Annotated in this window: 14 protein-coding genes; 9 read left to right on the top strand and 5 right to left on the bottom strand. The window is 63.7% G+C overall.

Annotated elements, in window-relative coordinates; all coding sequences use genetic code 11:
* Complete coding sequence (locus tag EK23_RS17075) at positions 1 to 1,686, top strand: ABC transporter ATP-binding protein/permease (RefSeq protein ID WP_045226592.1); 1,686 nt, start codon at positions 1 to 3, stop codon at positions 1,684 to 1,686.
* Positions 1,687 to 1,975: 289 nt separating this feature from the next.
* Here EK23_RS17075 and EK23_RS17070 read toward each other — a convergent pair whose 3' ends face one another.
* The gene (locus tag EK23_RS17070; protein WP_045226591.1) at positions 1,976 to 2,533 is read right to left on the bottom strand and encodes a cohesin domain-containing protein; all 558 of its coding nucleotides are present in this window, start codon (positions 2,531 to 2,533) and stop codon (positions 1,976 to 1,978) included.
* 189 nt (positions 2,534 to 2,722) lie between these two features.
* Entirely contained in the window at positions 2,723 to 5,197 is a 2,475-nt protein-coding gene (locus EK23_RS17065; protein WP_158002535.1) for a C25 family cysteine peptidase, read from the bottom strand.
* 584 nt (positions 5,198 to 5,781) lie between these two features.
* On the opposite strand from EK23_RS17065, the gene EK23_RS17060 reads away from it, so the two are divergent.
* Positions 5,782 to 6,276, top strand: a complete 495-nt coding sequence (locus EK23_RS17060) for a hypothetical protein (RefSeq protein WP_145998716.1) — start codon at positions 5,782 to 5,784, stop codon at positions 6,274 to 6,276.
* Positions 6,277 to 6,292: 16 nt separating this feature from the next.
* Here the strand turns inward: EK23_RS17060 and EK23_RS17055 are convergent, their stop codons facing one another.
* From EK23_RS17055 to EK23_RS17045, 3 genes are read right to left on the bottom strand one after another with little or no spacing between them, the layout of a single operon-like run.
* Complete coding sequence (locus tag EK23_RS17055) at positions 6,293 to 7,282, bottom strand: DUF6929 family protein (protein WP_045226589.1); 990 nt, start codon at positions 7,280 to 7,282, stop codon at positions 6,293 to 6,295.
* Between the two features lie 36 nt (positions 7,283 to 7,318).
* On the bottom strand, positions 7,319 to 8,749 hold the full coding sequence (pyk, locus tag EK23_RS17050; RefSeq protein ID WP_045226588.1) for a pyruvate kinase: 1,431 nt from the start codon (positions 8,747 to 8,749) through the stop codon (positions 7,319 to 7,321).
* A gap of 58 nt (positions 8,750 to 8,807) precedes the next feature.
* Positions 8,808 to 9,395 (bottom strand): hypothetical protein, encoded by a 588-nt coding sequence (locus tag EK23_RS17045; protein WP_045226587.1) that lies wholly within the window; start codon positions 9,393 to 9,395, stop codon positions 8,808 to 8,810.
* 461 nt (positions 9,396 to 9,856) lie between these two features.
* Here EK23_RS17045 and EK23_RS17040 point away from each other — a divergent pair, with 461 nt between their 5' ends.
* The 7 genes from EK23_RS17040 (at position 9,857) to pta (ending at position 19,811) form a co-directional block, all read left to right on the top strand.
* Positions 9,857 to 12,286 (top strand): phosphoketolase family protein, encoded by a 2,430-nt coding sequence (locus EK23_RS17040; protein WP_045226586.1) that lies wholly within the window; start codon positions 9,857 to 9,859, stop codon positions 12,284 to 12,286.
* A gap of 196 nt (positions 12,287 to 12,482) precedes the next feature.
* Positions 12,483 to 13,673: an acetate/propionate family kinase gene (locus EK23_RS17035; protein WP_045226585.1), complete on the top strand. Its 1,191-nt coding sequence runs from the start codon at positions 12,483 to 12,485 to the stop codon at positions 13,671 to 13,673.
* Positions 13,674 to 13,689: 16 nt separating this feature from the next.
* On the top strand, positions 13,690 to 14,715 hold the full coding sequence (locus tag EK23_RS17030) for a hypothetical protein (RefSeq protein ID WP_045226584.1): 1,026 nt from the start codon (positions 13,690 to 13,692) through the stop codon (positions 14,713 to 14,715).
* Positions 14,716 to 14,750: 35 nt separating this feature from the next.
* Positions 14,751 to 15,038, top strand: coding sequence for a hypothetical protein (locus EK23_RS17025; protein WP_045226583.1), 288 nt, complete (start codon positions 14,751 to 14,753; stop codon positions 15,036 to 15,038).
* 23 nt (positions 15,039 to 15,061) lie between these two features.
* Entirely contained in the window at positions 15,062 to 16,783 is a 1,722-nt protein-coding gene (locus EK23_RS17020) for a SulP family inorganic anion transporter (protein WP_045226582.1), read from the top strand.
* A 54-nt stretch (positions 16,784 to 16,837) separates the two neighbouring features.
* Entirely contained in the window at positions 16,838 to 17,680 is an 843-nt protein-coding gene (gene ppk2, locus EK23_RS17015) for a polyphosphate kinase 2 (protein WP_052808288.1), read from the top strand.
* Between the two features lie 49 nt (positions 17,681 to 17,729).
* On the top strand, positions 17,730 to 19,811 hold the full coding sequence (pta, locus tag EK23_RS17010) for a phosphate acetyltransferase (protein ID WP_045226581.1): 2,082 nt from the start codon (positions 17,730 to 17,732) through the stop codon (positions 19,809 to 19,811).
* The last annotated feature ends 841 nt before the right edge of the window (positions 19,812 to 20,652 follow it).

The following is a 20,652-nucleotide window of genomic DNA, read 5'->3' as shown; positions in this document are numbered from 1 at the left end:
GTGGACAAAGAGAAGATACCCCATAAGGTCACCGGCGCGCGCTTCGTGCGCGCCGTACGCAACTTCGCCGCGTCGGAGGATGGCTGGAAGGCCAAGCTGCTGTTCGGGGGGCTGTTCGGCCTGCTATTTGCCATCAACGGCATGAACGTGCTCAACAGCTATGTGGGCCGTGATTTCATGACCGCCATTGCTGACCGCAACAAGGCGGAATTTATCCGCCAGGCCCTGTTCTACATTGGCGTGTTCGCCGGCTCCACCCTGGTCTCGGTGATCGCACGCTTCGCGGAGGAACGCCTGGGCCTGCTCTGGCGGCACTTCATCACCCGGCGTGCCGTCGTCCAGTACCTGGAGGACGGCACCTACTACCGCCTGAACGCCAGCGGCGACCTGGAAAACCCCGATCAGCGCATTGCCGAGGACGTGCGGGTGTTCACCACCACCACCCTGTCCTTCGTGCTGATGCTGCTCAACAGCAGCTTCACCGTGCTGGCTTTCTCCGGCGTGCTCTGGTCCATCAGCCCGCTGCTGTTCATAGTCGCGGTGCTCTATGCCGCAGGCGGCTCGTTCATGACCATCGTGCTCGGCCGGCCCCTGGTCGGCCTCAACTACTTCCAGTTGGACAAGGAAGCCAACTTCCGTTCCAGCCTCATCCACGTGCGCGAGAACGCCGAGGCCCTGCGGGTCGCGCGGCGCGAGGAGCGGTTGGTCGAGCGCCTGATGCAGCGCCTGGAGGACCTGGTGGGCAATCTGCGCCGCATCATCGCCATCAACCGCAACGTGGGCTTCTTTTCCACCGGCTACAGCTGGATGATCCAGATCATCCCGGCCCTGTTCGTGGCGCCGGCCTTCATCGACGGCGAAGTGGAGTTCGGCGTGGTGACCCAGTCGGCCATGGCCTTCTCGATGCTGGTGGGCGCGTTCTCGCTGATCATCACCCAATTCCAGTCCATCTCGAACTTCGCCGCCGTGGTGGCGCGGCTGAGCTATCTGGTGGAGGCCATGGAGCGTGCGCAGTCGCAGGATGGATCGCCCCTCCGACTGGAGTGCAAAGGCACGGAACTGGCCTACCAGGACCTGAGCCTGAACGGCGTGGAAGAAGGCAGCGGCACACTGTTGCAGGGGCTGACCGTCACCATCGCGCCGGGTCAGCGCGTGCTGCTGGCGGGGCCGAACCAGACGGCGCGGGTGCTGCTGTTCCGCGCCACCGCCGGGCTGGTCTGCGCCGGCAGCGGGCGCATCGTGCTGCCGGAGGCCGGCGTGCAGTTTCTCGCCCAGCGGCCTTATTTGCCGCCGGGCAGCCTGCGCCAGGTGCTAGGAGCCGGCGGCGGGGCGCAGGTCAACGACGATCAGGTCTCAGAATTGCTGCGCCGGCTCGAACTGGGACCTGCGTTGGCGCGCGCCGGAGGGCTGGACAAGGAGCAGGACTGGGAAGCCCTGCTGTCCCTGCGCGAGCAGCAACTGCTCGCCTTCATCCATGTGCTGCTGGCCAAGCCCGCCTTCGTTTTCCTCGACCGCATCGGAGCGGCGGTGGGCGGCGAACAACTGGAAACCTTGCTGGAACTGCTGCGCGAGCACGGCATCGGCTACATCGACAATCCCAAGGGCGAAGCGCCCACGCACCTCTACGACGCGGTGCTGGAGTTCAAGGAAGGCGGGGGTTGGGAATGCAAAGCCCAAGGCCGCTGAATTTCGTTTCGTGTTTCGCCACAGGGCCGCAACCGGGGGCGGGCGATGAAGGGTCTCCACTGCGCAAAGGTGTCATCGCTGGTGCAGCATGCCTAGAAATCCCCGATGACAACGGTGGAGCAGAAATTAGCCGAAACAATGTTTCTCCCGGCACTATGGCCGTGAGTGGATTGAAGTACCGGTGCGCTTCGCGGCGCCCAGCACACCCTACGGGCTTGGTCTGGCTGGAAAATGGATTGGGAAGTGACGTGGCGCGTCCCTGCGCCCTGGAAGTTCCTTCTTAAACGGCCTACGCCAGATTGCGGCGGAACAGGAGCGGGATCAGGCCTGAAACGAACAAAGCCAATCCCGGCGGCACTGGAACGGCGGTTACGTTCACGGTCGCGCCGGTGAAGACGGGGGTCACGGCGTTGGCGTTGATGTCCGCGAAGGGGAAAGACGGGGAGCCCGCCAGGGTAATCTCGGACAAGCCGGAGCCCAGGGCCGTAAAGCTCAGTACGGCCACATCAAAGTTGCCGGTTTTCGGCGCGGCGAAGGTATTGAAGCTCGCATCGGTGAGGGTTCCGGAGGCATTGTCCGTGAGTCCGCCGGAAGGCGCGAACTCCCAGATGGAGGCGATGCTGACGCCATCCAGCCGCAGAATCGCCGGGTCGAAACTCAGGTTGAATCCCCCGCCGATCAGGTCTTCGACAAATCCGGTTCCCAAGACGGCGAGTTGAAAGCTGTCGTTGACGCCGACATCCTTGCTTGCCGGAGAAATTGCCAGGGTTCCGCCGAAGGCGTTGGCGCTCAGGGCAAAAAAGGCAAAGGCGGCGGCTGCGATACGATTGCGTAAGGTCTTGTTCATGGCGTTTTCCTTTCAGTGGTTGGTTTGCATCAGCGCTGGAGCAACTCATCCCGGAATTCCCAGCGTCCGCCGGCGGGCAGGAGTCCGCGCCGACGGTCAAAATCAACGGTTTTGGGCCGCGGATTTCGGCGGCGCTTCCCTGTGCCGCGGGAGCCACAAAAGGCTTTGCGGTTCGCTGGTTCGTCGACCTCAGCGAGCGCTGCCCACGATCCAGGCGGAGGGCCCCGGCGGCGCGCCAAACATCTGACGGAAGCGCGCCAGATCAATGCTGTTGACGATCCCGTCGCCATTGATGTCGACACCCATGGTGGCTTCGCGGGTACCGAACTTTTGGCGTAGCAGGGCCAGATCGAGGCTGTTGACGAAACGGTCGTTGTTGAAGTCCGCATCGCAGGCATTGCCGAAGCCGTCCGAATCCCCGTCCAACTGATCGGGGTTCTTGGCCTTCAGGCAATTGTCATTGCTGTCGAACACGCCATCGCCGTCGTCATCCTCTTCCACCAGGGCGGCTTGACCCGCGGCGCCGTCGGGCGAAGCCGCCCTCACCACGAAGTTGCCCTGGAAGCCATGCAGGTCGATGCTGCCCACGCCGGTGTCGTCGATCAGGCCGCGGCCGATGATCCGTCCCGAGGTTGGGTCCAGCGCGACGGCGGTGATCCACTCGGGCTTCAGTTCAGGCGGGCAGGTCAGGCACACCGGGGGAATCTTCAGGTGGGCGATGCCCTTCTCCACCAGGATGTCGATGTTCGGAAACTTCCAGGGCGGACTGACGCGGAGTTTGACCGTGGGATCGCCCAGGAGATTGTAGAGATTCAATTCCTGGCGCAGTCCCTGGACGCCCGGCCGACTTCCGCCCGTGTCCAGGGGGTGGAAATTGGGCGCGCTGCCCGAATCCACACCGGCGATATAGGCTCTGGCGCGATTCAGGGTGTCTCCCAGGCGCAGCACTGGCGTTGCGCTGCCGTAGCCGGGGATCAATCCGGGAAACACCGCGTCGAACAGGCCGAAGGTCAAATGGTTGTTGTCGATCGTGCTGCTCGAGCGGGTGTCGCCGATGATCGCCAAGGCGCCGTCGGCCTTGCGCAGGAAGGCTTCGGACCACCAGGTGCCAACGCCCGCGCCGTAGCCGCTGCCGACGATATTGGCGGGCAGATCCACGGTCTCGCCATCGAAGATGCCGCTGGCGCAGTTGATGCTGAACACCACGGGAAACTGATTATTGGTGACGGAAATCGCGGCCAGGTTGGGGATCCCGAAGGAAGGATCGCCCCAGCCGTCCCACCATCCGTGATCCCGATGGTAGAGCAGCACCGTTCCCTGGTTGACCGCGGCGGCGATATCCGCGGCCGTGCCGTTCCAGGCAAAACCGGGCTTGCGCAGGTCTGCTGGAATCGCCCCGCCGCCGCGCCAGAATTGCGGGTCCGAGGAGGCACTGGCGGCATAGATGCGACGCACCGAGTACCCCAGGCCGAGCAGGTGATTCCGGATGATCTCGGAGGTCTCCGCGAACCAGCGTTGATCGGTAATGCCGCTGCCTTGGAAATAGGAGGCGAAGGTCAGTCGGCTGTAGAAATCCTGGCCGAACAGGGCATTCGCGGGTGGAGCCGTCTCGAAGGCGATGACCTTGCTCACGACCGTGTTGGCCTGGGCCAGCGTGTCCACGGGTATCCTGCCGATGCCGAAGGGCGGTATGGATTCGGCTGTCATGCCCGCGAGGAACTGTCCATACCAGATGTCACTGGCATTCTTCGCGCTGTCCGAGGAATTGTTCGTGTCGTAGTGGGTGGGTACGAACTCGGCATCGCCCAGGAACAAGACCCACTTGGGCTTGATCAGGTGGGTGTTGTAATAGTTCGCCAGCCAGTTTCGAATCTGCGTGGCCGATGCCGACACGAAGGGCGGTGGCGCGATGGTGCTGGTACTGACCACCAGAGTGGAGATGCCCTGGGCGATCTTGTGCGTGGCCAGGGTATTGGCGGCTGCAAGCAGGTTCGGATGGGTAACGATGATGAATCGGTCTCCCGTAATGATGGGAGGTATTTCAAGCGGCGGACAGAATTGCTTGAGAGCAAATTCCCGGTTCAAGGTATAGGAGAGCGCGGGGATTGGGAGGTTCTGAATCTTCTGGTCTATGCCATCCATCAGGCGAGCGCTTTCAGGGTTGGCCAGATGGTCCACGAAGAAACAGCGGCCACCGGTATGGATGATCTTGATCAGATAGGTCCTGTTCCATGTGAGCAGTCCTTTGAGCGGTTCATACCCATAGGGAGAGAAGCGGAAGCTCTCCACATTGGCATCGCCCTTGAAAATAGCCTTGCTCTGCAGGGACTGGCCGGGTCTGAAAAGGCCTCGCTGATATAAATCCTGATTGAATTCGAATTTGGGTAACTCAGGATTTTTCGAGGAGGCTGTTTCAGGCGGTTGAGCCGGATAAATCCGCGCTTCCATACTGGAGGTATCACCCTGGGGTGTCACCTCGACGGCGGCCGATTTGAGGTCGATGGGCAAAGCAAGCGGAAAGCCTATGACCGGCAATTCGGCGCCTCCCGGGCTTTCGCCAATGACTCCGCCCTGCGACAACTCAGCCTGTGAGAAGCGTTCGAATTTTCCGGCCGGTGTATCGACGACCTCCAGTTTGGGGTCATCCACCTGTACTTCAAGCACCGTTGATTCCGTACTTTGCTCGAGTAATCGAACCGAAACCGCTGCCTCCGCATTCGGTGTGGCAAGTGGACTCGATAGGAATACGAGAGCGGCTATCATATTTCTGCTCTTCATTGCTGACTCCTAGCGGGGTGATAATTCGACCCCTGAAGGTTGGTGCAAGACAACTCTGCGGCAAGTCCAGAATTACCCATAGAAAAACTCTGATGAGATACGGAAAAATACTAAAAAATATACTGTGAATGGCAGAGTTACTGAGGTATTTAGTGGTTGCTTAAATACCATGACAAAGAGGATAGTAGTCTGGCATTTTTTGAGTTGAGATAAATTCACGGGCGTAGCCGTTACTTTTTACGGAGCGGTTTTCAAGTAATCTGCTATCGGGGTATTAGCTAGGTATAATTTTGACGGTAAACTTTCTTAGGGTTGCCGCCTGCTGGAGGGGTTAACTCTGGAGAAACTGCGCGGTGGGGAGGGTGCGTGTCGATTGCGAGCGCTACACGTTGCGATCCCTCAGGGGAGGTGTGATAGTGTCGGCGGGCCGGTTCGGGTAGGACAAAGGATTCAAACAAGGGGGAATCAGCATGAAGAGGCGAATGATCGCGTGGGGCTTGGCTGCCGTGATCGCGGCATCGGGAAGTCTGTCTTGGGGGGAAGCGTCGAAAGCCGCACCGGACGAGGAGGAGAGCTTCAAGCTGTTCCGCGCCAGCATGCGCATGGAGAAGCGCGAGTTCGTGAAGGAGTCCATGAATTTGAGCGAGCAGGAGGCAGCGAAGTTCTGGTCCATCTACCACCAGTACGAGGCGGAACTGACCAAGCTGTCCGATCGCCGGATGAAGCTGATCGAGGACTACGCGGCCAACTTCGAGTCCATGTCGGAAGCCAAGGCCGGGCAGTTGGGCAAGACCGCCTTTGAACTGCGGCGTGCGCGGAACAGTCTGCTGGAGAGCTATTACAAGAAGATCGCGAAGGCCCTTTCCAACCGCATCGCCGTGCGTTTCGCGCAGGTTGAGAGCGTGGCCAATGCCGCCGAGGACGTGGACCTGGGCGCGTCCATCCCGTTGATGCCCAAGGACTGATTACGGCCGCGGGGCGTCAGTCCCAGGGCCCGGTCAGGGCGACCTTCAGCAGTTCGGAGGGTTGGGCGGGGTCGTCGGCATCCACGGTGAGGTAAATTTCCCCCGCGCCGGCCCCGGTGCAGATGCCTTCCACCTTGGCGGCGCTTAGGCTGCCGTTCGCTTCGCACAGGGCCGTCCAGCGAGCTTCCCCGTCATCGCCCAAAAGGCCCACGGCCGAACCAGCCACCGGACCGTCGCTCACGGCGTCCTCGGTATTCTCGGCGGAAGCCACGTACAAAAGGCCCTGGGTCGAGACCGTGGCGTCGGTGAAGGTCAGGCGCACGCCGCGCAGATTCCCGAGGTCGTAGCGGCGTATCCCGCCGGGTTTCGGCACCCGTTTTTCGTCGGGGTCGTCCAGATAGTCCTTTAGTTCCTCCCAGTCCAGATCGCAGATGGCATTGACTGGCTGCAGTCCGTCCCGTGCCTCGCCATTGCCGCGATTGAACAGGCGCACGGAGCCATCGCGGTAGATCGCGCCCTCCAGATTGAGCTGGCTGCCGGCGAATGCCTCGGTCTTGCGCAGGCGCCGGTAGAGTTCGGGGGCCCGTTGCAGGCGCAAGCGACCGTCGCTATCCACCCGCACCACCGCATCACGCTGCTTTTTCGAACCGGAGGCCAGTACCAGTAACGACTCCCCGCCGCACCCGGGCACGGTCAGGCAGGCCTCCAGGTCCAGTTTGTGGCGCTTGTTGCCGCGCAAGTCGTCGAACTGGCGCAGGCCTTCGTGGCCCCGGGGCAGGGTGAGGGCTTCCACATGCCCGGACGGCGGGTCGATCAGCGCGATGAAGTTGGCGTCGTCCTGCACCACCGCCAGGCGCTGATTGAACCAGCTCAGGCTGGAACCGGCGCGCACATGGGCGGGGCGGTCGGCGCGGTGATCGGCGCCTTCCGCATAGAGGAGGGGGGTGCGGGAGACGATGGTGGCGCGTAGTTCCGGGTCGCGCCGTGAAACCAGGCAAGAGTCCATCAGCACTTCTCCTTCTTGATGGCCAGCGCGCGGATCTCAGTCAGGCTGGGCCAAGGTGTGGATCTTGAGGAAATTGGTGCCGCCGGAATGCCCCATGGGCAAGCCGCCGACGATGAGTATCTTGTCCCCGGGGGCGGCGAAGCGGCGGGCCAGCAGGCTGGCCTCCACTTCCCGCAGCAGTTCCTCCGAGGTGGCGATGGGCCTGGGCAGCAGCACGGGCCGTACGCCCCAGACCAGGGTCAGGCGGCGATAGACCTTGAGGTGTGGGGTGAGGGCGATGACCGGCACCCGCGGCCTTTCTTCGGCGACCAGCTTGGCGGTGCGGCCGGTTTCGGTGAAGGCCACGATGGCGCGCAGGTTCAGCACCTTGTCCACCGCCGCGATGGCCTCGCTGATGGCCTGAGTGTCGTCGCCGCCGTCCGGCTCGTAGTTGACGACGGGGCGCTCGGGTTCCACGTCCGCCGCGATGCGCGCCAGCATGCGCACCGATTCCACCGGGTATTCGCCCACGGCGGATTCGCCGGAGAGCATCACCGCATCGGTGCCATCCATCACCGCGTTGGCCACGTCGCTGGCCTCGGCGCGGGTGGGCCTGGGGTTGTGGGTCATGCTGTCCAGCATCTGGGTGGCGGTGATGACCGGGATCTTCTTGCGGTTGCACAAACGGATGATGCGCTTCTGGATCAGGGGCACTTTCTCCGGGCTCATTTCCACGCCCAGGTCGCCGCGCGCCACCATGATGGCGTCGCAGGCGTTGACGATGGCTTCCAGCCGGGCGATGGCCTGGGGCTTTTCGATCTTGGCGAGCACAGGCATGTCGGCGGCGCCCCAGTGGGCCAGCAGGGACTTGAGCTCGTGAATGTCCTCGGGCCGGCGCACGAAGCTCAGGGAAACGAAGTCCACGCCCTGCTGCACGCCGAATTCCAGGTCGCGCTTGTCCTTCTCGGTGAGTGAGGGCAGGCGCAGGTCCAGGCTCGGCAGGTTCACGCCCTTGCGGGATTTCAGCAGGCCGCCGGCGACCACGCGGCAACGCAGCCCCGGTCCCGCGACCGCTTCCACCGCCAGTTCCAGCAGGCCGTCATCCAGCAGGATCTGGGTGCCGGCCTGCGCTTCCTCCGCCAAATGGGGGTAGTCGATGCCGACGGTGCCGGCCGCTCCGCGGTACTCAGCCTCGGGCAGCAGGGTGAGGCTCGCGCCTTCGATCAGCGTGATGCCTTCGCCGGGCAGGGTGCCCACGCGCACCTTCGGGCCCTGCAGGTCCTGCAGCAGGCCCAGGGGCAGGTCCAGTTCGTCGGCCACCCCGCGCAGCATCTGCACCCGCTGGGCGTGCTCCTCGTAGCTGCCGTGGGAGAAGTTCAGCCGCGCCACGTTCATGCCCGCAAGCATCATCTGCCGGATGACCTCGGGCGAGTTGCTGGCGGGGCCGATGGTGGCGACGATGCGGGTACGCTGGGGCAGGGGACTCATGGCATTCATGGGCATGACAGCTGAAGGTGGGCGGGGGGCGGGCGTGGGCCGGACTGGCTCATGCGGCCGGCTTCTGCTCGCGCAGCCAGAGGCCGAACATCATCAGCGACCAGCCGCGCAGGCCGATGTCGGCACTCAGGCAGAAGGCCAGGAACCAGGCCTCCGAGCTGGGCCATTGCGCCCACATGAGCAGGCCGAGGAGGATGGAAACCGCCGAGCCCGCCACCGCCGAAGTGCGCTGGGTCAGTCGGGTGGCGTAGATCAGGATGATGCGGATGATGGCTTTGACCAGCAGGTAGGCCACCAGCAAGAGGCTCAGGCGGTCCGGGTTGCCGCTGATGCTGAAGACGATGAGCAGGGCCACCACCACATCCAGCACGCCGTTCTGCAGGTGCAGGAAGAAATCCCGCAGTTCCTTGGCGATGATGGCGTCCAGGCATTCCAGCAGCCCGACGAAGAGGATGACGAAGGCCGCCATGGGCAGCCAGGAGAATTCGCCGGCGTGCATGAGGGAGCCGTCGGGATTAAAGGCCGAGGCGATGGTCAGGGCCACGCCGATCAGCAACTGGGTCAGGCCGCGACCGAACAGCCGCCGCCAGTCGGTACTGAAACGCTCAAATCCTGCAAACTTTTCGCTGAGGCTCATGGGCCTGTCACCCTGCGGTCAAATGAATAGGCTAAGTTTATAGCGATCGACGGGCGGGGGCCGGTCTTTAAGCGACTGATCTCTCCTGCCTTAGCAGATGATAAGCGGGCGGGTGAGCGGGCTCAACCGCGGGCTTCGAACGGAAGCCTACGCCGGCCGGGCGAGACTCGGGATTTCCTACGCGGTTCCTGAGTTGACGGCCCCGGCAAAGGGGCGTTAAATCCCTATGAATACGATGCCTCGGGTTCGCTGGAACCGGGCCAGACCGGGTTCCTCCCATTCAACGGATGACGCTGAGTCGTGAGCGCATTGGCCACGGCGTCACATGTCGGAGACGCGTCAATACCATCACGCCGCATGCGGCCGCCTGTGGGCCACGCTTCATTTCTCGCGCCGATCCTGGCCGCCGATCGCCCAAACCCTGGGCGCGGCCCCGATTTCACACATGAAGGAGTAATGCAATGAGCACCAACACGGAGTCATCCCTCACCGCGATCAGCAGTTTCGGCCCCGCCCGCGCCACCGTGCAGGAAGCGCCGCTCAGCTCCGAGGAACTGCGCAAGATCGACGCTTTCTGGCGGGCCTGCAACTACCTGGCCTTGGGCATGATCTACCTGCGGGACAACCCGCTGCTGCGGGTGCCCTTGAAGCCGGAGCACATCAAGAACCGCCTGCTGGGGCACTGGGGCGCCAGCCCGGCCCTGTCCTTCGCCTACACCCATCTCAACCGCGTCATCTGCCGCGATGACCTGGACATGATCTTCATGGCCGGCCCCGGCCATGGCGCGCCGGGCGTTCTGGCGCCGGTGTATCTGGAAGGCTCCTATTCCGACACCTATCCGGACAAGAGCCTGGACGAGGAAGGCCTGTTGCGCTTCTTCAAGCAGTTTTCCTTCCCCGGCGGCATCGGCAGCCATTGCACGCCGGAGACCCCGGGTTCCATCCACGAGGGCGGTGAACTGGGTTATGTGCTGTCCCATGCCTGCGGCGCGGCTTTCGACAATCCGGAGCTGATCGTCGCGGCGGTGGTGGGCGACGGCGAGGCGGAGACCGGCCCGTTGGCCACCTCCTGGCACATCAGCAAGTTCCTGAACCCGATCCGCGACGGCGCGGTGCTGCCGATCCTCAACCTGAACGGCTACAAGATCAATAATCCGACCCTGCTGGCGCGCATCAGCCATGAGGAGTTGGAGGACCTGTTCAAGGGGTACGGCTACACGCCCTATTTCGTCGAGGGCTCGGACCCGGCCTCCATGCACCAGGCCATGGCGGCGACTCTGGACCGCTGCATCAGCGCCATAAGGGCGGCCCAGAGCGAGGCTCGCAGCAAGGGCGTGGCGCACCGGCCGCGCTGGCCCATGATCGTGCTGCGCAGTCCCAAGGGCTGGACCGCACCCGGCACCATCGATGGCCACAAGGTGGAAGGCTTCTGGCGCGCCCATCAGGTGCCCATCGCCGATGTGCAGAAGAACCCGGCCCACCTCAAGCTGCTGGAAGACTGGATGCTCAGCTACAAGCCCAAGGAGCTGTTCGACGCCGATGGCGCGCCGTCGGCGGAACTGCGCGAACTATCCCCAAAGGGCAACCGCCGCATGGGCTCCAATCCCCATGCCAATGGCGGCGTGCTGAAGAAGGCCCTGCGCATGCCGGACTTCCGCCAATACGGTCTCAGCCTGCCCAAGCCGGGTCAGATCGAGGCGGAGAACACCAAGCCCCTGGGCGTCTTCCTGCGTGACATCATGAAGGCGAACATGAACAATTTCCGCGTGTTCGGTCCGGACGAGAACACCTCCAACAAGCTGCAGGCGGTATACGAGGTCAGCAAGAAGTTCTGGATCGCAGAGTATTTCCCCGAGGACAGCGACGGCACCGAGATGGCGACGGACGGCCGCGTCATGGAGATGCTCAGCGAGCACACCATGGAGGGCATGCTGGAAGGTTATCTGCTCACCGGAAGGCACGGGTTTTTCTCCACTTACGAGTCCTTCGTGCATGTGATCGACTCCATGTTCAACCAGCACGCCAAATGGCTCTCCATCTGCAACGAGCTGTCCTGGCGCGAGGAGATAGCCTCCCTCAACCTGCTGATCACCTCCACGGTGTGGCGGCAGGACCACAACGGCTTCACCCATCAGGACCCGGGTTTCCTCGACGTGGTGGTGAACAAGAGCGCCGAGGTGACGCGCATCTACCTGCCGCCGGATGTCAACAGCCTGCTGTCCGTGGCCAACCACTGCCTGCGCAGCGAGAACTACGTCAACGTCATCGTCTGCGACAAGCAGATGCACCTGCAGTACATGGACATGGACGCGGCGATCACCCACTGCTCGAAGGGCATCGGCATCTGGGACTGGGCCTGCAATGACCAGGGCCAGGAGCCGGACGTGGTCATGGCTTCGGCGGGCGACATTCCCACCCTGGAGGCGCTGGCCGCCGTCGCCATGCTGCGGGAGGAGTTCCCGGACCTGAAGATCCGCTTCATCAACGTGGTGGACCTGTTCAAGCTGCAGCCGGACAACGAGCATCCCCACGGCCTGAGCAAGCGCGACTTCGACAGCCTGTTCACCGTGGACAAGCCCATCATCTTCAACTTCCACGGCTATCCCTGGCTGATCCATCGCCTGGCCTACCGCCGCACCAATCACGCCAACATGCATGTGCGCGGCTACAAGGAAAAGGGCAATATCAACACGCCCCTGGAACTGGCCATCAACAACCAGATCGACCGCTTCAGCCTGGCCATCGACGTCATCGACCGCGTGCCCCGCATCGCGGTGGCAGGCGCCCACGCCAAGGAGAAGTTCCGCAACCAGCAACTGGCCTGCCGCCGCTACGCCTACGAGCATGGTATCGACATGCCGGAGATCGTCGCCTGGCGCTGGCCGTACTAAGGGCGGGGGCGTCGCGGCGAGGGCTCAGGCGTGGAGCGCCTGAGTCAGGCTGGTTCCCACGCGGAGCATGGGAACCAGTAACGGGGGCGTCTCACAGTGTCCTCGCTCCCATGCTCCGCGTGGGAGCGTCTCGCATTCATCATCTTGACCCGCCGCCCGGCCTGGCCTGGCGGCGGCTTTCTGTCTGGAGATCTACGTGTCTGAATCCCCCCTGATCGCCGTCGTAAACTGCGGTTCGGCCACCCTCAAGTTTTCCCTGTTGCGCGATGGGCGCACGCTGCTGACCGCCCTGGCCGACCGCCTCGGCCCCGCCGTGGAATCGGGCCCGCGCATCACCGTCAAGGACGCGGGCGGGGCGCAGCTTTTACAGAGTCCGCTGGCCGCCGGGAGTCATGGCGAGGCGCTCACCTGGTTGTTCCAGTGGCTCAAGCAGGAACATCCGGAATTTACGCCCGCCGCGGTGGGTCACCGGGTCGTCCATGGCGGCGACAAACTGGTGCAGCCGCTGCGCGTGGATGCGCAGGTGCTTTCCGAAATCGAGGCCCTGGTGCCATTGGCGCCTTTGCATCAGCCGCATAATCTGGCACCCATCCGCTTCATCGCGGAGCGCTTCTCGCAGCTGCCGCAAGTGGCCTGCTTCGACACGGCCTTCCACGCCAGCCAGACCCGCATCGAGCGCCTGTTCGCCCTGCCGCGGGAACTGGAGGCGCGCGGCATCCGCCGCTACGGTTTTCATGGCCTGTCCTACGAATACATCGCCCAGCGCCTGCCGGAACTGGATGCCGCCGCGGCTTCGGGATGCACGGTGGTCTGTCATTTGGGCAACGGGGCGAGCCTTTGCGCCATCCGGGATGGCCGGTCCGTGGCCAGCACCATGTCCTTCACCGCCCTGGACGGCATCCCCATGGGCACCCGCAGCGGCGCGGTCGACCCCGGTGTGCTGCTGCACCTGCTCATGGAGGAAGGCATGGAGGCGAAGCAGTTGCACGATCTGCTGTACAAGCGCTCGGGGCTGCTGGGGCTCTCCGGCATCAGCTCGGACATGCGCGATCTGCTGGACAGCGACCGGCCCGAGGCGGGCGAGGCGGTGGAATATTTCTGTTACCGCATTGCCCGCGAGATCGGTTCCCTGGCCGCGGCCCTGGGCGGCCTGGACTGCCTGGTGTTCACCGGCGGCATCGGCGAGCATGCGGCTCCGGTGCGAGCGCGGGTAGGCGAACTGTGTCGCTGGTTGGGGGTCGAAATGGACATGGCCACCAATGAGGGGCATGGCACCCAGTTGCAGGCGCCGGGCAGCCGCGTGAAAGTGCTGATGATTCCAGCCAACGAGGAAGGCATGATCGCGGCACACACGGCGCGCGTCCTGGGATTGACCGTCGCCCGATGATTCCGACGACACGAGCATGCTGCGTTTTCTCAGTTCCCTTTTCAACTCCCCACAGGAGTCCGCCACTGGCATCGACGAGGCCCTGATCGACAAGGGCATCGAACGCCTGCTGGCCGGCACCGACCCGCGCATCCGCGCGCTGCCCGCTTACCGCAAGCATTTGCGCGATCCGGTGGCCGGCGCCATCGAGCATGTCATCGCCCTGGTGGAGCGCTTGCCCGAGCCGGCCCCCATAGGCCCGAGGCATTATGGCGAGGACCCGCGGCTGAAATCGTTCTTCGTCTCCGCCGAGCACATGAGCGAGGTGTTCGGCAAGTTCCGCATGCTGCGGGATTTTCTCAAAAGCGTCAGCGGGCCACCGCCGGATGAGGTCTTCGGCCTGCTCACCATGGCGCGGGAGGAGCGCCAGGTGCTCGGCATGGAGTTGGATGGCGACCGGGTGCGCAAAGATGTGCTGCAAGTGGCGGTGAACTTCACCGGCCACCGCTACATCGGGCCGGCCGGCAGCGACCCGGACAGCCGCCGCCAGCTTAAGATCAGGGCCTTCGACTTCCTGGTGGAGCGGGCGCTGGAACGCTTGATGGAGGCCCGCAGCAGCCGGCGCGAACTGGACCGCCAGCGCCGTCTCCTCAAACAAAAGCTGGATGCCCTGCACGCCGGTGATTTCGGGCTGGGGCCCATGCTCAAGGAGGCCAACGGCGAGCATCCGGACGCCGCCAGCCTGGAGGCGGAGATCGAGCGCATCGACGCGGAATACGGCGAGTTCCGCAGCGACCAACTGGGCCTGGAAGAATCCCTGGAATGCCTGCTGGAGGTGTTCGGCCAGCCCTCCGATTGGCTGGCGGCGCGTGAACTGCGCCTGCGCCTGGATTCCCGAGGCATCCGGGTGGCGGAATCCACCTCGACGGCGGCCCATGACCTGAACCTGACGGAACTCTACTCCGGCAGCGGAGTGACCCGTATCATCCTGTTGGGGCGCATCGCCCGCTGCGATATCCCGGAGGCGCCGGACATGTGGAAGAGCGCCGCCCGTTACCTTTGAATTTGATCCACAGCCTCTGACCCAAGGAGAACGACATGACCGACGAAAACAAAGAACTGGGCGTTGCCATCACCCTGCTGGAGCGGCTGGCCTCGGAGACGGTGCCCAAGGCCCTGGAGATCAAGGAGCGGGTCGATCGCGGCGAGAAGCTGGACCACTGGGACATCGAGTTCCTGGAGAAGCTGTTCAAGCGCGCCGAGGAAGTGCGGCCCATGGTGGACCGCCACCCGGAATACCAGGATATCTTCGCGAAGGCCGTGCACCTATACAAGGAGATCTCCGATCAGGCCCTGAAGAACGAACAGGCCAGCGGCGGTTGCTGATCGACCGCCGCGGGGGGTAGGGCATGCTCGGCGACTGGCTCCCGCTGCTGCGGGACCTGCGCGTCTATCGGAGGGAGTGGCTGGCGCGGGACGTGATTGCGGGGCTGTCGGTGACCGCCGTGCAGATACCCACCGCGATTGCCTATGCCAACCTGGCCGGCTTTCCGCCCGAGACCGGCCTCTACGCCAGCATGCTGCCGGTGCTGGTGTACGCCCTGTTCGGTTCCTCCCGCCAACTGGTCCTGGGGCCCGACGCGGCTACCTGCGCCATGCTGGCTGCCCTGCTGATGCCCCTGGCGCACGGCGATGGCGCCTATTACCTACGGCTATCGGCGGCCCTGGCGATCACCGCCGGTCTCTTGATGGTGATTGGCGGTATGACCCGCCTGGGCTTCATCGTCAATTTCTTCGCCCGGCCCATCCTTATTGGCTTCCTCAACGGCATCGCCCTCAGCATCATCGTCGGGCAGTTGGGCAAGCTCTTGGGCATCGTGGTGCAGCACCGCGACTTCGGACCGTCCCTGCTGGAGCTGGCCCGGCGCCATGCCGAGGCGGAATTGCCCAGCCTGGCCGTAGGACTCGCGACCCTGCTGATCCTGATTCTGCTCAAGCGCTTCGCGCCGCGCTCGCCCATGGCCTTGATCGCCTTGCTGATCGCGGGCATCGGGGTCTACCTGGCCGGCCCCGATCCGGAGCAGGTGAAGCGGGTAGGCGAGGTGCCTTCCGGCCTGCCCGCCTTCGCCCTGCCGGGCATCGGCTACCAGGGCGTCCAGGGCATCTTCATGAATGCGGTGGGGCTGGTCATCGTCAGCTTCACCAGCGGCATGCTCACCGCCCGCAGCTTCGCCGAGCGCAACCGCTACAGCATCGACGCCGACCAGGAGATGCGCGCCATCGGCCTGGCCAATATCTTCTCCGGCCTGTTCGGCGGCTTCGCCGTCACCGGGGCCGATTCGCGCACGGCGGTGAACGATGCCAGCGGCGGCAAGACCCAGTTGGTGTCGGTCACAGCCGCACTGGCCACCGCCGGCGTCGCCCTGTTCCTGGCCGGGCCTCTCGGCTACCTGCCGATCCCGGCTCTCGCGGCGGTGCTCATCTTCTCCGCCTGGGGCCTGCTGGACCTGGCCAGCGTGCAGCGCCTGCGCGGAATCGACCATTTCGAGTTCACCCTGTCCCTGGTGACCACGGTGGGCGTGCTCGCCATCGGAGTGCTGCCCGGGGTGGTGATCGCCATCCTGATGGCGCTGCTGAACGTCCTCATCAAGATCTACCGCCCGCCCGACACCTTGATGGGGCGGGTGCCCGGCCTTGAAGGCTACAACGACCTGAACCTGGCGGAGGATTCCAGCCCGCTGCCGGGCATCATCATCTACCGCTTCGACGCGCCCCTGCTGTTCTTCAACGCCGAGTACTTCAAGGCGCGCGTGCTCTCCCTGGTGGATGGCAGCGCCTTGCCGCCGCGGTGGTTCATCTTCAACGCCGAGAGCGTGAGCCAACTGGATAGCACCGGCGCGCTGGCCCTGCGGGATGTGCACGCGGCGCTGGAAGAGCGGGGCGTCCAACTGGTGATCGCCCGCCCCAAGCTGTATATGCGCAAGTTCGGGCAGGCCCTGGGTGTGGCCGAGAAGCTCGGAACGGATAACATTTTCCTGAGCGTGCGCTCGGCGGTGGAGTCGGCGCTGGAGCGGGACTCGCAGCGGGCCGCGACACCGCAGGTTTCGGGCGCAGCAGACGGCGCGCGATGAAAGTAGCGGTGCCTCTGGCGCCGCGCCGGTTTCAGTTTTCGGAGGAAACGTGCCATGAAGAAAGACCGCGAGAAAAAGTCACCTAGCAAGAAAGTAGCCGCCGTGGCTGAGGCGCGGGAGAAGCTCAAGCGCAAGGAATACGAGAAGGAGCTGCGCAAGCTGCAGGCGGAGCTGTGCGCCGTGCAGGAGTGGGTGAAGGCCACCGGACAACGCGTGATCCTGGTCTTCGAAGGTCGCGACGCCGCCGGCAAGGGCGGCACTATCAAGGCCATCACCGAGCGGGTCAGTCCGCGGGTGTTCAAGATCGTGGCCCTGCCGGCGCCCTCCGACCGCGAGAAATCGCAGATGTATATCCAGCGCTACATGGCCCATTTCCCCGCGGCAGGTGAAGTCGTGATCTTCGACCGCAGCTGGTATAACCGCGCCGGAGTGGAACGGGTCATGGGTTTCTGCAGCGAGCAGCACGTTTCCCGCTTCATGGAACTTTGCCCCTTCGTCGAGAAGCAGATCGTCGAAAGCGGCATCATCCTTCTCAAGTACTGGCTGGAAGTGGGCGACGCGGAACAGGAACGGCGCTTCCGCGCGCGCATCGACGACCCGGTGCGGCAATGGAAGCTCTCCACCATGGATCTGCCCTCGCGCGAGCGCTGGTTTGAGTATTCCAAGGCGCGGGATGAGATGCTGGCGGCCACCGACAGCGAGCAGGCACCCTGGCACATCGTGCGCTCGGACGACAAGAAGCGGGCGCGCCTCAACCTGATTGCCCATTTGCTCAAGCAGATTCCCTATGAGCATCTGCCGAAGAAGAAGGTCAAACTGCCCAAGCGCGACATGAAACACGCCTACGACGACGTCGCCAGCATCGCCAATCGGCGCTGGATCGAAGAGCGTTATTGAACCGTGACGGCGTGGACCCTGCCGCGCCCCTTCAGGACGAGAATTCCCAGTGACCAAAGGCATCTACATCACCAGCGCCGCGCCCCAGAGCGGCAAGACCGTCATCGCCCTGGGGCTGATGGACTACCTTGCCGGGCGTTGCCGCGTCGGCTTCTTCCGGCCCATCGTCAAGGAGGGGGAGACCGACGCGCTGCTGGGCCTCATGGCCTCGCGCTATCAACTGCCGTTTCCGGTCGCGGACATGGCCGGCTGCAGCTACGAAACCGCTCGCCTTTTGATGGCGGCGGGGCGTTCCGAGGACCTGTACGGGCAGGTGCTGGACCGCTACATGCGCCTGGCCGACCAGTGCGATTTCGTGGTCTGCGCCGGCACCGACTACCGCGATGCCTCGGCGGTGTTCGAGTTGGAATTCAACATGGAAATGGCCAATCATCTGGGGTTGCCCGCCGTGGCGGTGATCAAGGGCTGCGAGCGCCCGCTGGCGGACACCCTGGAAGCCACCCAGGTGCTGGTGAATACCCTGCGGGATCACCATTGCGAGGTGCTGGCGGTGGTGGTGAACCGGGCGGAGCCGGAGGCGCTGCAATCCCTGGAGAAGGAGTTGAGCCGCGCCCTGCCAGGCGACTACCCCTGCTATGTGGTGCCGGAAGACCCGCGCCTGGAGCGGCCCACGGTGCGCGAGATCGCTGGGGCCATCCAGGCGGAGATCGTCAGCGGCAGTGACGAGTTGCTGGCCGGCGGCGTCACCGGCATCAAGGTGGCGGCCATGGAGCTGCCCCACTTCCTCGATCATCTGGAGGACGGCAGCCTGGTCATCGTGCCCGGCGACCGTTCCGACATCATCCTCGGCGCCCTGGCGGCGGGGCTGTCCGGCCGCTACCCGCACATTGCCGGCCTGGTGCTCACCGGCGACCTGCAGCCGGCGCCGCAGATCCAGGGGATGTTGGCGGGGCTGGGCATCACCAGCATACCCATTCTCAGCGTGCCCAGCGACACCTTCACCACCGCCATTCAGGTGCACGCGGTGGAATCGCGCATCGGCGCCGAGGACCGGCGCAAGATCGCGGCGGCCCTGGGCTTGGTGGAAGCGCACATGCGCATCCCGGAACTGACCGAGCGGGTGAGCCTGGACAAGTCCGAGCGTGTCACGCCGCTCATGTTCCAATACGACCTGATGCAGCGCGCCAAGCGCCAGAAGCGCCACATCGTGCTGCCCGAGGGTACCGACGAGCGGGTGCTGCGGGCGGCGGAAATGGCTGTGCTGCGGGAGATCTGCCACATCACCCTGCTGGGCGAGGTGGACGATGTGCGGCGCAAGATCGCCTCCCTGGGCCTGAACCTGGGCGAGGTGCCCATCATCGACCCGCTGCAGTCCGAGCAGCGCGCGCCTTTCGCCGAGCAGTACTTTCAACTGCGCCAGCACAAGGGGATCACCCGCGAGATGGCCCACGACCTGCTGGGCGACCCCAACTACTTCGGCACCATGATGGCCTACCTGGGCCAGGCGGACGGCATGGTCTCCGGCGCCACCCACACCACCGCCGCCACCATCCGCCCGGCCCTGGAGTTCGTCAAGACCCTGCCCGGCATCTCCATCGTTTCCAGCGTGTTCTTCATGTGCCTGGACGACCGGGTGCTGGTCTACGGCGACTGCGCCATCAATCCGGACCCCACGGCGGAGCAACTGGCGGACATCGCCATCAGCTCGGCGCAGACCGCCGAGGCCTTCGGCATCGCGCCGCGCGTCGCCATGCTCTCCTATTCCACGGGCGAATCGGGGCAGGGGCCGGACGTGGACAAGGTGCGGGCCGCCACCGCCCTGGTGCGCCAGCGCCGGCCTGACTTGCTGGTGGAAGGTCCTTTGCAGTACGACGCCGCCATCGACGCCGACGTGGCCAAGCTCAAGGCTCCCGGCAGCCTGGTGGCGGGGCGCGCCAACGTCTTCATTTTTCCAGACCTCAGTGCCGGCAATAACGCCTACAAGGCAGTGCAGCGCGCTGCCGACGCCATCGCCATCGGCCCAGTGCTGCAGGGTTTGAAAAAACCCATCAACGACCTCAGTCGCGGCGCCCTGGTGCCGGATATCGTCAATACCATCGCCATAACGGCGATTCAGGCGCAGATGGGGTGAAGTGCGGATTAGTATTTGGGTGAAGGTGTCACGGCTTTCTTTTTCTCTTCCAGTTGGGGAGGATAAAAAGGTCCGATTAAATATTTGTTATGGGCTCGTAGGAGACTATGTCAAACGATGCTCTGAAAGAATTACATAGCCAGCATCGAACCGGGCAAGAAAAGTACACCTACTTTTTGCTTGGGGCGGCCGGGGCCGCTGTCGGGTTCGCATTACAGTAAACGGCTAGCACCAAAATGAGTTTGCCGATGATCCCGCTCGGAATAGCCGTGCTTCTATGGGGACTTAGTTTCTACTTCGGTTGTAGAAATTTGCTTTGGGTACAGACATCCATAATGGCAAATTACTCTCTGCTTCAGTTGCAGAACGGCGTTCACTCCGAGCAGCCAGATCATCCCGAATTATTGGCTGCGGCGATGCGTGGTGTCCGTTCTGCTCTAGATAGCAATATAAAAAGGGCCCAATTTTTTGGAATATGGCAATTCCGATTGCTGATCGCAGGCGCAGTTTTTTTCGTTGCTTGGCACATTTTGGAAATGGCAATCCGAACCTTTTCGCCATAACAAATACGTCAGCGGGAATGGGGTTCCGAATGCGTCGCTCTGCGACGTTCTTTTCTCGCTTTCTCCGGGAGTCGGCAGCCCGCATAGGATGTGCCGACGAAGGAGGCGCATCGGTAGATGTGTGATTGCATGTGTCGCTCCGCGACGTTATTTGATTCCGGTTTTCGCACCGGGGGCGAGGTCCTTTCTTTTGCGTCGCCAAAAGAAAGGACCCAAAGAAAAGGCGACCCGGAGGCCGCTTACTCCCTGCGCTTCTCGCTTCCAGCCGGGGTCTATCG

The organism is Methyloterricola oryzae, assembly GCF_000934725.1.
GTDB lineage: Bacteria > Pseudomonadota > Gammaproteobacteria > Methylococcales > Methylococcaceae > Methyloterricola > Methyloterricola oryzae.
Note: the sequence above shows the minus strand (reverse complement) of the source record. Positions and strands in the feature narration are given on the sequence as shown.

What these genes read in the sequence shown, in the direction of transcription:
- EK23_RS17070 (WP_045226591.1), bottom strand. Translation starts at nt 2,533, where the DNA reads ATGAACAAGACCTTACGCAATCGTATCGCAGCCGCCGCCTTTGCCTTT.
- EK23_RS17060 (WP_145998716.1), top strand. Translation starts at nt 5,782, where the DNA reads ATGAAGAGGCGAATGATCGCGTGGGGCTTGGCTGCCGTGATCGCGGCA.
- EK23_RS17055 (WP_045226589.1), bottom strand. Translation starts at nt 7,282, where the DNA reads ATGGACTCTTGCCTGGTTTCACGGCGCGACCCGGAACTACGCGCCACC.
- pyk (WP_045226588.1), bottom strand. Translation starts at nt 8,749, where the DNA reads ATGAGTCCCCTGCCCCAGCGTACCCGCATCGTCGCCACCATCGGCCCC.
- EK23_RS17045 (WP_045226587.1), bottom strand. Translation starts at nt 9,395, where the DNA reads ATGAGCCTCAGCGAAAAGTTTGCAGGATTTGAGCGTTTCAGTACCGAC.
- EK23_RS17040 (WP_045226586.1), top strand. Translation starts at nt 9,857, where the DNA reads ATGAGCACCAACACGGAGTCATCCCTCACCGCGATCAGCAGTTTCGGC.
- EK23_RS17030 (WP_045226584.1), top strand. Translation starts at nt 13,690, where the DNA reads ATGCTGCGTTTTCTCAGTTCCCTTTTCAACTCCCCACAGGAGTCCGCC.
- EK23_RS17025 (WP_045226583.1), top strand. Translation starts at nt 14,751, where the DNA reads ATGACCGACGAAAACAAAGAACTGGGCGTTGCCATCACCCTGCTGGAG.
- EK23_RS17020 (WP_045226582.1), top strand. Translation starts at nt 15,062, where the DNA reads ATGCTCGGCGACTGGCTCCCGCTGCTGCGGGACCTGCGCGTCTATCGG.
- ppk2 (WP_052808288.1), top strand. Translation starts at nt 16,838, where the DNA reads ATGAAGAAAGACCGCGAGAAAAAGTCACCTAGCAAGAAAGTAGCCGCC.